This is a genomic window from Herbaspirillum sp. YR522 (assembly GCF_000282575.1).
Lineage (GTDB): Bacteria > Pseudomonadota > Gammaproteobacteria > Burkholderiales > Burkholderiaceae_D > Herbaspirillum.
Window position 1 is genome coordinate 1 of the sequence record NZ_AKJA01000121.1, and the last position, 13,238, is coordinate 13,238.

At 64.4% G+C, this 13,238-nt stretch carries 11 protein-coding genes; 6 read left to right on the forward strand and 5 right to left on the reverse strand.

The window, feature by feature from the left end; genetic code table 11:
* Nucleotides 1-4: 4 nt before the first annotated feature.
* Nucleotides 5-919 carry a nitronate monooxygenase family protein gene (locus PMI40_RS17185; protein ID WP_238540973.1) on the forward strand — a complete coding sequence of 305 codons (915 nt, stop codon included), beginning with the start codon at nt 5-7 and terminating at the stop codon, nt 917-919.
* An 8-nt stretch (nt 920-927) separates the two neighbouring features.
* On the opposite strand, the gene PMI40_RS17190 is transcribed toward PMI40_RS17185, so the two are convergent.
* On the reverse strand, nt 928-2,103 hold the full coding sequence (locus tag PMI40_RS17190) for a CaiB/BaiF CoA-transferase family protein (protein ID WP_008117889.1): 1,176 nt from the start codon (nt 2,101-2,103) through the stop codon (nt 928-930).
* The gene (locus tag PMI40_RS17195; RefSeq protein WP_008117891.1) at nt 2,100-3,218 is read right to left on the reverse strand and encodes an extracellular solute-binding protein; all 1,119 of its coding nucleotides are present in this window, start codon (nt 3,216-3,218) and stop codon (nt 2,100-2,102) included. Before PMI40_RS17195 ends, PMI40_RS17190 begins: the two co-directional genes overlap by 4 nt.
* Before the next feature lie 183 nt (nt 3,219-3,401).
* Between PMI40_RS17195 and PMI40_RS17200 the strand changes: the two genes are divergently transcribed.
* The 4 genes from PMI40_RS17200 to PMI40_RS17215 all read left to right on the forward strand — a co-directional run bounded on the left by PMI40_RS17200 (nt 3,402) and on the right by PMI40_RS17215 (nt 7,333).
* Nucleotides 3,402-4,628, forward strand: a complete 1,227-nt coding sequence (locus tag PMI40_RS17200) for a CaiB/BaiF CoA-transferase family protein (RefSeq protein WP_008117893.1) — start codon at nt 3,402-3,404, stop codon at nt 4,626-4,628.
* 26 nt (nt 4,629-4,654) lie between these two features.
* Nucleotides 4,655-5,107 carry a MaoC/PaaZ C-terminal domain-containing protein gene (locus PMI40_RS17205; RefSeq protein ID WP_008117896.1) on the forward strand — a complete coding sequence of 151 codons (453 nt, stop codon included), beginning with the start codon at nt 4,655-4,657 and terminating at the stop codon, nt 5,105-5,107.
* 75 nt (nt 5,108-5,182) lie between these two features.
* The gene (locus PMI40_RS17210) at nt 5,183-6,478 is read left to right on the forward strand and encodes an MFS transporter (RefSeq protein ID WP_008117899.1); all 1,296 of its coding nucleotides are present in this window, start codon (nt 5,183-5,185) and stop codon (nt 6,476-6,478) included.
* Nucleotides 6,479-6,514: 36 nt separating this feature from the next.
* A complete protein-coding gene (locus PMI40_RS17215; RefSeq protein ID WP_008117901.1) occupies nt 6,515-7,333 on the forward strand; it encodes an IclR family transcriptional regulator in 819 nt (272 codons plus the stop codon).
* Nucleotides 7,334-7,339: 6 nt separating this feature from the next.
* Here the strand turns inward: PMI40_RS17215 and PMI40_RS17220 are convergent, their stop codons facing one another.
* From PMI40_RS17220 to PMI40_RS17230, 3 genes are read right to left on the reverse strand one after another with little or no spacing between them, the layout of a single operon-like run.
* Entirely contained in the window at nt 7,340-8,170 is an 831-nt protein-coding gene (locus PMI40_RS17220) for a hypothetical protein (RefSeq protein WP_008117903.1), read from the reverse strand.
* Nucleotides 8,163-9,587, reverse strand: coding sequence for a GGDEF domain-containing protein (locus PMI40_RS17225; protein ID WP_008117905.1), 1,425 nt, complete (start codon nt 9,585-9,587; stop codon nt 8,163-8,165). Before PMI40_RS17225 ends, PMI40_RS17220 begins: the two co-directional genes overlap by 8 nt.
* Nucleotides 9,588-9,591: 4 nt before the next feature.
* Nucleotides 9,592-11,091, reverse strand: coding sequence for an FAD-binding oxidoreductase (locus PMI40_RS17230; protein ID WP_008117907.1), 1,500 nt, complete (start codon nt 11,089-11,091; stop codon nt 9,592-9,594).
* 533 nt (nt 11,092-11,624) lie between these two features.
* On the opposite strand from PMI40_RS17230, the gene PMI40_RS17235 reads away from it, so the two are divergent.
* Nucleotides 11,625-13,238 (forward strand): methyl-accepting chemotaxis protein, encoded by a 1,614-nt coding sequence (locus PMI40_RS17235; RefSeq protein ID WP_008117909.1) that lies wholly within the window; start codon nt 11,625-11,627, stop codon nt 13,236-13,238.

Below are 13,238 nucleotides of genomic sequence, written 5' to 3' on the forward strand. Positions count from 1 at the left end.
GCCCCTGCCGGTCATCGGCTCGCCGATGTTCCTGGTGTCCGGGCCGGCGCTGGTGATCGCCCAGTGCTGCGCGGGCGTGGTCGGCGCCTTCCCGGCGTTGAATGCGCGACCGCAGGAGCAACTCGATGCCTGGCTGACCGAGATCGAGGGCGCCTTGTCCGACTATCGCCTGGCACACCCCGGGGCGACCGTCGCCCCTTATGCGGTGAACCTGATCGTGCACCAGTCGAACCAGCGCTTGCAAGAAGACCTGGCCACCTGCGTGCGCCACCGGGTGCCGATCGTGATCACCTCGCTGCATGCACCGGACCAGGTGGTGCAGCAAGTGCATGCCTATGGTGGCATCGTGCTGCACGACGTCACCACGCTGCGGCACGCCAGGAAGGCCATCGGCGCCGGCGTCGACGGCCTGATCCTGGTGTGCGCGGGTGCCGGTGGTCATGCCGGGGCCTTGAGCCCGTTCGCGCTGGCGGGCGAGGTGCGGCCGATCTTCGATGGCCTGCTGGTGCTGGCCGGTGCCATCGGCAGCGGCGCAGGCATCCTGGCGGCGCAGGCGCTGGGCTGCGACCTGGCCTATATGGGCACGCGTTTCATCGTCGCGCAGGAATCGCTGGCCAGTGACGGCCACAAGCAGATGATCGTCGCCGGCAGCGCTGCCGACATCGTGTACACGCCGTATTTTTCGGGCGTGCCGGGCAATTACCTGAAACCCAGCATCGAGGCCGCCGGGCTCGATCCCGACCATCTCGAGCCGGCCGACAAGTCTGCCATGGACTTCGGCAAGCCGAAGCGCTGGAAAGACATCTGGGGCAGCGGGCAGGGTATCGGCAGCATCGACTCGGTGACGCCGGCGGCGCGGATTGTCGACCAGCTGGAGGCCGAGTATCGGGCCGCGCGCCAGCGGATCGACCCGGGCTGAGGCCTGCCTCAGCGCCTCGCGTCCAGGTCGAACTCCGCCACCAACGCGTCGGTATGTTCCCCGACCTGGGGCGCGGCGCGACCGTTCTCGGGGCGGATGCCATCGATGCGCACCGGGCTGCGCGTTGTCCTCAGCCGTGCGCCATCGCCGCGCTGCACCCATTGCGTCATCCCGAGCCGGCCGAAGGCGTCGCTCTCGAGCAGCCGCGGCCAGTCCAGCACCTCGGCGCACCAGACGTCTTGCGGCTGCAGCCTGGCCAGCCAATGCTGCGTGGATTGCCGCACCAGCTGCGAGGCAATCAGCCGCTTGATCTCGTCGCGCTTGCTGAAGGCGTCCTCGGCGCTGTAGGCATCGAGTTGCGGCAATTGCAGGATGCCGGCCAGTTTCTGCAGCGGCATCATGGCCAGCGCCAGGTAGCCATCGGCGGTGGGGTAGAGGCCGTAAGGCGCGGCCAGGTAGGCGTTGGCATTGCGGAACTGCGCACGCTGCGGGATCCGCTGGCCGTCATTCATGTAGGTGGTCAGCAATTCGAACTGGAGGTCGATCAACGCTTCCAGCAGGCTGGTCTGCACCTGCGCGCCCTGGCCCGTGATGCCGCGCCGGACCAGCGCCGCCAGGATGCCTTCGGTCAGGATGTGCCCGGCCAGCATGTCGGCAATCGACAATCCCAGTGGCACCGGGCCGTCGCCGTCATGGCCATTGAGCCAGGTCACGCCCGACAAGGACTGCGCCAGCAGGTCCTGTCCCGGCAGTTGCGCCCAGTCGCCGCTTTCGCCATAGCCGGAAATGCCGGCGTACACCAGGCGTGCATTGAGGCCCTTGACGGTGTCGTAGTCCAGCCCCAGGCGATCGATGACGCCCGGGCGGAAGTTGTGGACCAGTACGTCGGCGCGCGTGACCAGCTTCTTCAGCGCCGCCAGGCCGTGCTCGGTCTTGAGGTCCAGCGCCAGGCTTTCCTTGTTGCGATTGATGGCATGAAACAGCGTCGAGTCGCCGTCGACATCGGTATCGGTCAGGTACAGGGTGCGGCAGATGTCGCCGGTCCCGCTGCGCTCGACCTTGATCACGCGGGCGCCCAGGTCGGCCAGGCGCAAGGCAGCCGACGGGCCGGACAGGAACTGCGCCATGTCCAGCACCAGCAAGCCGCTCAACGGTCCCCGGTTCGGTGCTCGCGCCGCTGTCATCGCAGGCTCTCCCGGAACATGAGGTTGAGTTCGGCAATGACGCCGTCGCCCGGCTCGCCCCGCTGCAGGCCGGCGTTGAGCCGCTCGGATGCTGCCTGCTGGTAGGCCATGTAGCCGTCGTGCCGAGGGCGCACCCAGGCGCCGTCCAGGGTGGCGCGCGTGGCACGATAGAAGTCGGCCGACAGCGCATTGGGGGCGTCGGCATCCCACGCCGCGCTGTGTCCTGCCTGGCCACCCGAGCGCGCATAGAGGTCTTTCTGCGCGCTGGCGCCGGCAACCCAGAGCGCGAATTCGGTGGCCTGCCCGATATGCTGGCTGTAGGCCGATACCGCCAGGCCGGTGCCGCCCAGTGCCGAGCCGTCGGGGCCGCTGCCTTCCAGCGAGGGGATATCGGTGAAGTGCAGGCGGGCCGGGCGAAAACCTTCCAGCGCATAGTTGATATAGCCGTAGGCGAGCGGGGCACAGGCGATCACGCAGTCCGGTTGCGCCATCAGTTCGAAGACCGCGATCGGATCGTAGTCGAAACACTGCGGGCCGACCTGCGCCACCAGCCGCTGCAGCCAGCCGTAGGCGCGCGTGGCCGCGGCAGCATCGAACAGGTCGGGGCCTTCGACGCGACCAGGGGCGCCCAATTGCCCGCACAAGGTGTAGAGCGACATCAGCGAATGCGGCGCGCGCATCGGAATGGCGACGCGCTTGGCCAGCGCCAGTGCCATGACCTCGTCCCAGGTGGCGGGCGCACGCGCCAGCAGGTCGGCGCGCCAGGCCATCACCTGCGTGGCGGCATCGACCGGCAACGCCCACTGCTGGCCCTGCCAGTGGTAACTCTCGAATGAAGCGCCGACCGAACCGCTGGCGATCCCGGCCAGGCGCTGCTCATCGAACGGCTGCAGGCAATGTTCGCGGGTGATCTGGCCCACATGCGGGTGGTCGATGACGATCAGGTCGTATTGCCGCGCCAACTGCTCCACCGGAAAGGTCTCGAAGTCCTGCAGCGAGCGGCTCTCCCAGTCGATCGCGCTGCCGCCGTTGGCGTGCCATGCGGCGCTGGCGGCCACCAGCGGGTCGATTCCGCGCGCATGGTTCCAGGTCATGCCCTTCAATGTGCTGCTCATTTTTTGCTTGTCTCCAAGGTTGCCCGGCAGGAATTGCGCAGGGATTATCCATGCGGCAGGCCTGCCGCGAGATCGTTTGATAAAAATTATCGTATATAAATTTAATCTTCACCAGTAAAAATATATAGCGTTAAATTGTTTTTTTAATTAAATTAATAAAACGCATATCAACATCATATTTATATGAAAACGAGTTTCGAGGAAGAAGGGACAGCGTCGGAAGACCTGGACCTGCCGCTGGCAGGCACCGTGGTGCTGGACCTGAGCCAGTTCCTGGCGGGGCCGTCGTGTGCCATGCGGCTGGCGGACCTGGGGGCGGACGTGATCAAGGTCGAACGCCCGGACGGCGGCGACCTGTGCCGCAGCCTGGTGCTGGCCGACCAGTATGTCGAGGGCGACAGCGCGCTGTTTCACACGATCAACCGTGGCAAGCGCAGCTTCGCGGCCGACCTCAAGGACCCGGCCAGCCTGCAGCAGGTCAAGGCCTTGATCGCGCGTGCCGATGTGCTGATCCATAACTTCCGCCCCGGGGTCATGGAACGCATCGGGCTCGATGTCGAGCAGGTGGCGCGCATCAATCCGCGCCTGGTGTATGCCGTAGTCAGCGGCTATGGCGACAGCGGGCCGTGGCGCGACAAGCCGGGCCAGGACCTGCTGGTGCAGTCGCTGTCGGGGCTGGCCTGGCTGTCCGGCGACGGCGGTGCCGACGGCGATGGGCCACCAGTGCCGGCGGGGGTGTCGGTGGTCGATGTGCTGACCGGCGCCCATCTGGTGCAGGCGATCATGGCGGCCCTGTTGCGCCGTACGCGCACCGGGCGTGGCGGCAAGGTCGAGGTGAGCTTGCTGGAGTCGGCGCTGGACCTGCAGTTCGAACCGCTGACCGCGTTTCTCAACAGCGACGGCGCGGCCCCCGTGCGCGGTGCGCACAACCACGCCAACGTGCATGCCAACCCGCCCTATGGCATCTACCGTACCGCCGACGGTTTCATGGCGGTGGCCATGACGCCACTGGACAAGCTTGCCGCGCTGATCGATTGCCCGGCGCTGGCGCAGCAGGCAGCCGCCGCCGAGCGCGCTGGCGGCTTGCTGCGTCATCGCGATGCGTTGAAGGATTGCCTGCAGCAGCACCTGGCGACCCGGGGCACTACCCATTGGCTGGCGCTGCTGGAGCCGGCCGGCGTCTGGGCGGCGCAGGTGATGGCCTGGCCGGAGCTGGTCCGGCACCCCGGCTTCACCACGCTGGGCATGACCCAGTCCATCGAAAGCGCCAGCGGGGCGGTGATGCAGACCACGCGTTGCCCGATCCGCATCGATGGCCAGCGCATCTTCAATCGGCGCGGTGCCCCTGCGCTGGGCGCGGACAACCAGGCCGTGGCGCGCCAGTACGACCTGCCGGCCAAGGGCCAGTGATACACACCAGGATAGAGAGAGCGCACATGACCCACGAACAGTTCTTCGAAGACTATGTCATCGGCGCCGGGCGCCACAGCACCGGCCGCACCATCACCGAAGCCGACATCGTCATGCATGCCGGCCAGACCGGCGACTTCTTTCCACACCATATGGATGCGGCCTGGTGCGCCACCCAGGATTTCGGCCAGCGCATTGCCCACGGCACGCTGGTGTTCAGTGTCGGCATCGGCCTTACCGCCAATGTCATCAACCCGCGCGCGATGTCGTATGGCTACGATGCGCTGCGCTTCGTCAAGCCGGTCTTCATTGGCGACACACTATATGCGCGGGTAGAGATCACCGACAAGCGCGACCACGCCAAGCGCGGCACGCATGGCATCGTGGTGGAAACGGTGACCGTGCTCAACCAGCGCCAGGAGACCGTCCTGGCGTGCCAGCACCTGCATCTGGTGGAGCGCCGCATGGCCCTGCAGTGACCCGCGTGCGGCAGGCGCTTGCGGCCGGGGCGCCATGCTGTCCTATCATCTGGCCGCATCATAAAAGGTATAACAATGACAAACGGAGACAAACTCGTGGTGGATCGCGCCGTGGCGAAAGCGACGGTGCGACTGCTTCCCTTCCTGGCGCTGATGCTGATCCTGGCCTTCCTGGACCGGGCCAATATCGGTTTCGCCAAGGTCGCCTACCAGGCCGACACCGGCATCAGCAACGCCGCCTACGCATTGGGCGCCGGTATCTTCTTCATCGGCTATGCGCTGTTCGAGGTGCCCAGCAACCTGATCATGATGCGCGTGGGTGCCCGGCTCTGGCTGGCCCGCATCATGATCAGCTGGGGCCTGGTGTCGGCGGCGATGATCTTCGCCCACACACCGACTTCGCTGTACATCCTGCGTTTCCTGCTGGGGGTTTGCGAAGCCGGCTTCTATCCCGGCGTGCTGTTGTACCTGACCTATTGGTTCCCGGCCCGCCAACGTGCACGCGCCACCGGCCTGTTCTACCTGGGCGTGCCCTTGTCGCTGGTCATCGGCGGTCCACTGTCGGGTTGGCTGCTGGGGCACGAGGATATGTTCGGGCTGCGCAACTGGCAGTGGATGTTCATGGTCGAGGGCCTGGCCGCTGCGGTGACCGGCGTGGTCGCGCTGTTCTATCTCGATAGCAGCCCCGCCAAGGCCAAGTGGCTGGGCGAGGATGAAAAACGCGCGCTGAGCGCTGTGTTGCAAGCCGAGGAACGCGACAAGCTGAGCCGTGTCGACCATACCGCCTGGACCGTGCTCAAGGATCGCCGCGTGCTGGTGCTGATCGGCGTGTACTTCTTCATCCAGCTGGGCGTGGCGCCGCTGACCTTCTATGTGCCCGGCAAGCTGGCCTCGCTGATGGGGGGCAAGGTCGACTTCACGGTCGGCCTGCTGACCGCCATCCCGTGGCTGTGCTCGGCCGTCGTCACGCGACTGGCCAGTGTCCATGCCGACCGCCACGACAACCATCGCACCGTGGTCATCGCCATGCTCACCGTGGGCACGTTGGCGCTGGCCTCGATCTACTGGATCGATACCGCCTGGCTGCTGGTGCTGGCCTGCTGCATCGCGGTGCCGGCACTGACCTCGTCGCAGCCGGTGTACTGGAGCCTGCCGACCCGTTACCTGGGCGGCACCGGCGCCGCCGCCGGGATTGCCTTCATCGTCTCCATCGGCAACCTGGGGGCGTTCGTGTCGCCGCAGGTGATGGCCAATACCGAATCGGTGATCGACCTGCCCAATGCCGGCTTCATCGCGGTGGCGCTGCTTTGCTTCCTGTCGGTGGTGCTGCTGGCGACGTTGCGGCCGGCGCGCGGGCAAGGTCATCTATAATTCGAGGTCTTCGAAACCTTGTCGGCATGCGCATCCATGAACAGCAGCAGTTCCACATCATCCGCGCCGGAAGCCTCCGGCGACGAGGCGCAGCGGCGCCCCAAGTATGCGGTCCCGGCGGTGGACAAGGCGCTGGATGTGCTGGAGCTGCTGTCGGCCCAGGCGGTACCGATGACACAGGCGCAGATCGCCAGGGCCCTGGGGCGCGAAGCCAGCGAACTGTTTCGCCTGCTGGGTGCGCTCGAAGCGCGGGGCTACCTGCGACGCGATACCAGCGGCGCGTATGTGCTGACCCTCAAGCTGTTCGAATTGAGTCGTACCCATTCCCCCCATGAGCAATTGATGCAGGCCGCGGCACTGCCGATGCGCGAGTTCGCCGAGCAGGCGCGCGAATCCTGCCACCTGTCGATCCTGCATCGTGACCAGGTGCTGGTGCTGGCGCAGGTCGATGGTCCGATGCCGTTGCGGCTGTCGGTGGAAACGGGCTCGCTGCATTCGGTGGTCGAGACCGTCTCGGGGCAGGTCCTGCTGGCCAATTCGTCGCTCGAGGAACGCGGTGCCATTCTCTCTTCGCGCGGTGAATACCTGCGCCTGGGCGCGGCCGATCGCGAACGCTTCCTGGCCCGCCTGGACGACATCCGGCGCGATGGCTGGGCCTACGCCGAAGGCCTGCGCTTCATCGGCGGGCGCGACCTGGGCGTGCCGGTGGGAAGCCCCGAGGCGCACACCCGTGCGGTGCTGACGGTCGCATCGCTCAAGGGCAGGTATGGCCTGGACGACCTGTTCGACATCCTGCCGCACCTGCAACGCTGCGCCGCCGAGATCGCCCGCCTGGCCGGGATCGCCGCCAGTTGATGGCCGTCACGGCGTCTTGAGGAACACGCTGTCGTAGATCCTGCGGATCTCGGCCACCGATTCGGGATCGTGCCATTTCTCGACGATGCTGCGGTAATAGGCCTTGCCGCGATTGGCGAGGAGCACCCGGTTGACCTGCTCGATGAGCTTGCGGCCCCATTCATTCCTGGCGCACATCACGCGGTTGAAAACGACTTCGTTCGCTTCCTGCATGGGGATGGCGACCAGTTCGCCCGCATGGCCCATGTTGCGCGCCTGGTCCGACGCCAGCAGCGGCAATTCGATCATGTAGTCGATGCGTCCGGCCAGCAGCATGCCGATCGCCTCGACCTGTTCGGAATAGTTTTCCCTGGGCGGGTAGGCGGCCAGCAACTTGTCCACCGTCGGGCTGTACGAGCGGTCGCGCATCACCGAGGTGATCAACTGGTGGTCCTGCAGCAGCGCCTGTAGCGATAGCGGCCCCTTGAATTGCGCCAGGCGGTCGCGCCGCACGATGATGCGCAACGGCAGGAAGATCGAGCTGGGCAGCGAGAGATAACCATAGGTTTCGCGTTCCGCAGTCTTCAGGGTGCCGTTGAAGCACCAGTGGCTGCCTTTCCTGATCTCGCTGTTGATGCGCGGGAAGGGGGCTTCCAGTTCGATATGCTCATACTGGGGCAACTGGTCCTTGAGCACGTCCAGGGTCTGGTCGAAGATGCCCTGGTGCGCAAACTCCCCGGAGCGGATCATGTAGGGCGGGACATTGTATTTGCCCCAGATGATCTGGTCTGCCGCCACCGCCGGATGGAGCGCGCTCGAGAACAGGGCAGGTAGCAGGCACCGCAGGATCCTATGCACCGTCGCCTGCTTTCTTCAACGTCGCCGGCAGCGGCCACTGCGCCACCAGCACCTGATTGCGACCCGACAGCTTGGCGCGATACAGGGCCGCGTCGGCCGCATGCAGCAGGATGCTGACATTGCCCTCGTGCAGCGGCGGCACGCAACTGGCCACGCCGACGCTGACCGTGATGCGTTCGAAGGTCGACAGCGCATGCGGGATGTTCAATGAAAAGATGGCATCGCACATCCGGTGCACCACATTGAGTCCCGATCCGGTATCGGTGTCGGACGCGATCAGCGCGAATTCCTCGCCGCCATAGCGCGCCACGGTGTCGCCCGCGCGCCCCACGCTCTGTTGCAGCATGCCGGCGACCTGGCGCAATACGTCGTCACCGGCGATATGGCCGTAGTGGTCGTTGTAGTGCTTGAACCAGTCCACGTCGAACAGGGCGACCGTCATGGGACGGCCGTTGCGGGCGCAGCGCCGCCATTCCTGCTCCAGGGTCTGGTCGAAGCAGCGGCGGTTGGAAATGCCGGTCAGGGCATCGGTCAGGCTGAGCGACCTGAGCTGCTCGTTGGCCTGCGCCAGGTCGCGGGTACGTTCGGCGATGCGCAGTTCCAGCGACTTGTTGAGGGCGCGCAGCGATTCCTTTTCCTGTTCCAGTTCGCCGTACAGCGCGCGGTTCTGCGCCATGTGCTGTCTCAGGCTGGCCAGCATGGCGTTGATCGCCTCGGCCAGGAAATGCAGCTCATGCCGCTTGCGTCCCGGCAGCTCGATGCCTTGCCGGGTACCGGGCTGGTTCAGGTCCTGCTCGCGCACGAAGGAGCTGAGCTTGGTGATCGGCGCACCCAGCCAGCGGTGGAACACATACAGGAAGATGAACCACAGCACCAGGGTCTTGATGATGGAGTTGATCAGGATCAAGGTGAAGCCGTAGGCCACTTTCTTGACCACCACATGACGGCTGGAATACACCGTCCAGGAGCCGATGTCATGGCTGCGGTCATGTTCGTCGCGATACAGGATGGGAAAGTGGTGACCGATGGCGGCGTTGAGAAAGCCCGCGCTCACCGGGCTGCGCACGCCATCGGCGTCGACGTGGATCTGCTTGCCGTCGCTGTCGAAGATGTTGCCCAGCGCCAGCACCAGGCGTCCCTGCGGGTCTTCGATCTTGACCCCGGTGACCACCGGCAAATTGCTGATCCCGGTCAGCGTGGCCTTTTGCACGTCGCCCTGGAAGCGCCAGGTGGCGCTGGCCAGGCTGGCACCGAAGGTCAAGTCCATGGCCATCAATTCACTGTCGATACCGGTCTTGGTGTGCTGGTACTCGGCGGCCAGCTGCAGGCAGGTAACGATGAGGGTGACCACAAAGTAACTGCCGAAGATGATGCGTAGTAGATGTACCGCCAGGGAATTCTTGGAGAGCAAATTCATGTTCTTAAGCGGGCGGTATGCTTTGCTCAAATGTAAAGAGGTTGCCGGGATCGTATTTCTTTTTGACACGCATCAATCGTGCCAGGTTGGTGCCGTAATAGGCATTGGCCCAATGTGGCAACTCCCGGCTGGGGAAGTTGACGTACGACTGGCGCAACATGAACGGCTGCATGGCGGCAAAATACTCCGACAGCCAGGCTTGCTGGCGGCGCACGACGTCCGGGCTGTCGATCGGCGCCCAGGCGCTTTCCATTTCGAAGATGTAGTTGGCGTTGCGGTGGACATAGGCGGTGGCGTCGCACGCCACGTCCCTGACCTTGCCGCCGATGGCGAACAGGATGCCCATGTTCTGCGGCAGCAACGATCCGCCCGGCCATTTCGTCATCCAGTGCAGCATCCGCTCCAGCGCTTCCCGCGGCAGGCCATCGGCGACATAGCTGGAGCGCACGTCGTACATGCCGTTCGGATCATCGGTGATCAGGTAGTCGCGGGCCTGCCAGTAACTCATCTGGCGGATATCGCTCTTGCTCGGCTTGACCAGCTTGAGCGCAGGCGCCAGCGCCTCGAGCGCTTTCTCGCGCGGGCCGAAGAACTGGCCCAGTGTCGCCACCAGCAGCTGGGCGTGCTTGGGATGCGCGCCGGGCGCGTCGGGGTAGGCCTTGGTGCGGGTCGAGATCTGGCAGGCGTGGTTGCGCTGGATATCCTGCAGCGCCATCAGCAGTTCGATCTGCTTTTCGCCCGGCCACACGATGTTGAAGATGGTGACGTCGTCCTTGACCTCGTGCAGCTCGAAGCTGAAGGCGGTATTGACGCCGAAGTTGCCGCCGCCACCACCGCGCAGCGCCCAGAACAGGTCACGATAGTCGCCGCGGTCGTCGACGCTGACATGCTGGCCGTTGGCCAGGACCACATCGGTTTGCACCAGGCTGTCGCAGGTCAGGCCGGCGTGGGTGGCCGAGAAACCCCAGCCGCCGCCGAGCACCAGGCCGCTGGCGCCGACCGTGGGACAACGGCCGGACGGGATGGCGAAGTTGGTGCCGCTGAAGGCATCGGCCATATCCTGGTTGCAGGCGCCGGCCTGGATATAGCCGCGATTCTTGTCGAGATCGTACCAGACCTTGTTCATCGCCTTGACGTCGATCAACAAGCCCCTGGTGGTCGAAAAACCTGCATAGTTGTGACCGCCCGAGCGAATCGCGAACTGCTGCCGATGCTCCGCGGCCCAGCGCAGGCACAGCTGGACATCGTGGGCGTCGGCGCACATGGCCACGGCCAGCGGCAATATATCGGCATAGCGCGCATTATTGGGCGCTGCCGCCATGGCATAGCCCATTTCGCCAGGCAGTACCAGGCGCCCGTGCAGGCTGCGGCCCAAGGCGCGCAGGTTCTTCGGCGAGTGCAATGCCGGCGCTGCATTGAGCGACCCGGGATAGCTGCCTGCGTACAACAAGGCGGCCCCCGCCTGCAAAAAATTGCGCCGTGGCAAGGCATTGGAATCACGCATGACTACCCCCGCTGAAGTTTATTTTTTTGACCCGGGACCCAACCCCGTTTCGGCGAGCAATTCTAACCCAGCCGCCCGGTTTCGCTTTCAATAGCTTGTGCAACAACGCCACCTGGTGGACAAACGTTGACTATTGCGGCGCTCGGCCTTGATGAGCGTTGTTAAATTTTAACGAATTGGTGGCGAGTGTTGGCGTGCGTGCAAGAGTGGCGGGCTTGATTCATCGCCCTGGGCAGTTAGTGATGCATATCCGGACCGATATCTGGAAAGACTGTTAATAGAAACCGTAAATAAATAAAAATACGTAATTTAAATCTCGCTAATCCTCGTATTGACGGGGCGGCCGCAGTTCTAAAGTAGTCCCTGCTTGCCGACGAGATCGGACAAGGCCCCCCAAGTAAAAGTTAATAAAAGCAAAATCGCCAACCAACAAAAAGAATCTGGTCTTACCTGCTGCTGGTCTTCCTGGCGAGTTCCGAGATGTCTTTCCTGCTCAAGGGGGAGACGCGATTCCATTTCAGAAGAGGCATAAGATGGGTAAGTTGAAGGTAGTCACCAGGTTGGCTTGCGGGTTTGGCCTGATCATCGTTTTCTTGTTGAGCATTGCCGTTCTTGGACTGTACGGCATGTCCAGGATCAATGATGCGCTCAGTGACATCACCAACGTCAACAACGTCGAGACCAAGCTGGCCGGGGCACTGCGCAATGCCTTGAGTTCGCGCGCCATCATCATTCGCAACATTGCCCTGCTGGACGACCCGGTGGCCACGCAGGCGGAGATCGACAACCTGGCCAAGCAGGATAAGGCCTATGGCGAGGCCTTTGCTGCATTGCAGAAGATCTTTGCCACCGAGTCGTCCACCACGGCGCGGGAGCGGGAGCTGCTGGCCCAGATCAAGGCCGACGAGAACGCCACCGTGCCATTGATGGCCAAGGCGCTGCAACTGGGCGTGGAGAACAACACCGCCGAGGCCATCAAGGTCCTGATCTCCGAAGTCCGCCCGAAGCAGGCGGCGTGGATCAAGTCGCTCACCGAGCTGACCGAAGTCGAGGAGAACCTCAACCAGGCTGCCGCCGAGGCCGCCCGGTCGACCTATACCGAGCTGCGCCTGTTTACCATCGTCGTCATGCTGGTGGCCGCCATCACCGGGATCGTGGGTGCGATCCTGATCTCGCGTAGCATCCTCGGCCAACTGGGTGCCGAACCGTCCGAAGCGCAGGCGGTGGCCAAGGATATCGCCAGCGGCGACCTGACGGCCAATGTGCGCTTGCGCAAGGGCGACAGTTCCAGCCTGATGGCCTCCATCGAGTTGATGCGTCATCAGCTCAATGTCATCGCCCATGGCATCCGGTCGTCGGCCGAGACGATCTCGGTGGCCAGCGGCCAGATCGCCCAGGGCAATTTCGACCTGTCGCAGCGCACCGAAGAGCAGGCCGCGTCGCTGGAGGAAACCGCCGCCAGCATGGAAGAACTCACCACCGCGGTACGCCAGAATACCGAGCACGCGTCCGAGGCCCGCAAGCTGTCGGCCGGCGCGTCCGAGATCGCGACCGCCGGCAGCCAGGCCTTCGATCGCGTGGTGGCGACCATGGATCGCATCACCGCCAGTTCGGGAAAGATGTCGGACATCATCGGCGTCATCGAGGGGATTGCGTTCCAGACCAATATCCTGGCCTTGAACGCGGCCGTGGAGGCGGCGCGGGCTGGCGAGCAAGGGCGCGGCTTTGCGGTGGTGGCCAGCGAAGTGCGGTCATTGGCGCAGCGTAGCGCGGTGGCCTCCAAGGAGATCAAGGAACTCATCGGTGAATCGCTCGGCCATGTGGCGGCCGGCTCCGAACTGGTGGCCAACACCGGCCAGCAGATGAGCAGCATCGTGTCGTCGGTATTTCGCTTCAGCGAAATCATGAACGACATTGCCGCCGCATCGACCGAGCAGAGCAACGGCATCGACCAGATCAACACCGCCATCGTCCAGATGGACCAGGTGACGCAGCAGAATGCCGCGCTGGTCGAAGAGGCCAGCGCCGCGGCGCAGTCGCTGGCGCACCAGGCCACAGGCTTGCTCAAGGTGGTGTCGGTGTTCAAGATCCGCCAGGATCATGGCGTGCGGGATGCGGCGCCCCATGCGTTGCCGGCGCTGACCTGA

What these genes read in the sequence shown, in the direction of transcription:
- PMI40_RS17225 (WP_008117905.1), bottom strand. Translation starts at nt 9,587, where the DNA reads ATGAATTTGCTCTCCAAGAATTCCCTGGCGGTACATCTACTACGCATC.
- PMI40_RS17230 (WP_008117907.1), bottom strand. Translation starts at nt 11,091, where the DNA reads ATGCGTGATTCCAATGCCTTGCCACGGCGCAATTTTTTGCAGGCGGGG.
- PMI40_RS17200 (WP_008117893.1), top strand. Translation starts at nt 3,402, where the DNA reads ATGAAAACGAGTTTCGAGGAAGAAGGGACAGCGTCGGAAGACCTGGAC.
- PMI40_RS17190 (WP_008117889.1), bottom strand. Translation starts at nt 2,103, where the DNA reads ATGACAGCGGCGCGAGCACCGAACCGGGGACCGTTGAGCGGCTTGCTG.
- PMI40_RS17205 (WP_008117896.1), top strand. Translation starts at nt 4,655, where the DNA reads ATGACCCACGAACAGTTCTTCGAAGACTATGTCATCGGCGCCGGGCGC.
- PMI40_RS17195 (WP_008117891.1), bottom strand. Translation starts at nt 3,218, where the DNA reads ATGAGCAGCACATTGAAGGGCATGACCTGGAACCATGCGCGCGGAATC.
- PMI40_RS17215 (WP_008117901.1), top strand. Translation starts at nt 6,515, where the DNA reads ATGAACAGCAGCAGTTCCACATCATCCGCGCCGGAAGCCTCCGGCGAC.
- PMI40_RS17210 (WP_008117899.1), top strand. Translation starts at nt 5,183, where the DNA reads ATGACAAACGGAGACAAACTCGTGGTGGATCGCGCCGTGGCGAAAGCG.
- PMI40_RS17235 (WP_008117909.1), top strand. Translation starts at nt 11,625, where the DNA reads ATGGGTAAGTTGAAGGTAGTCACCAGGTTGGCTTGCGGGTTTGGCCTG.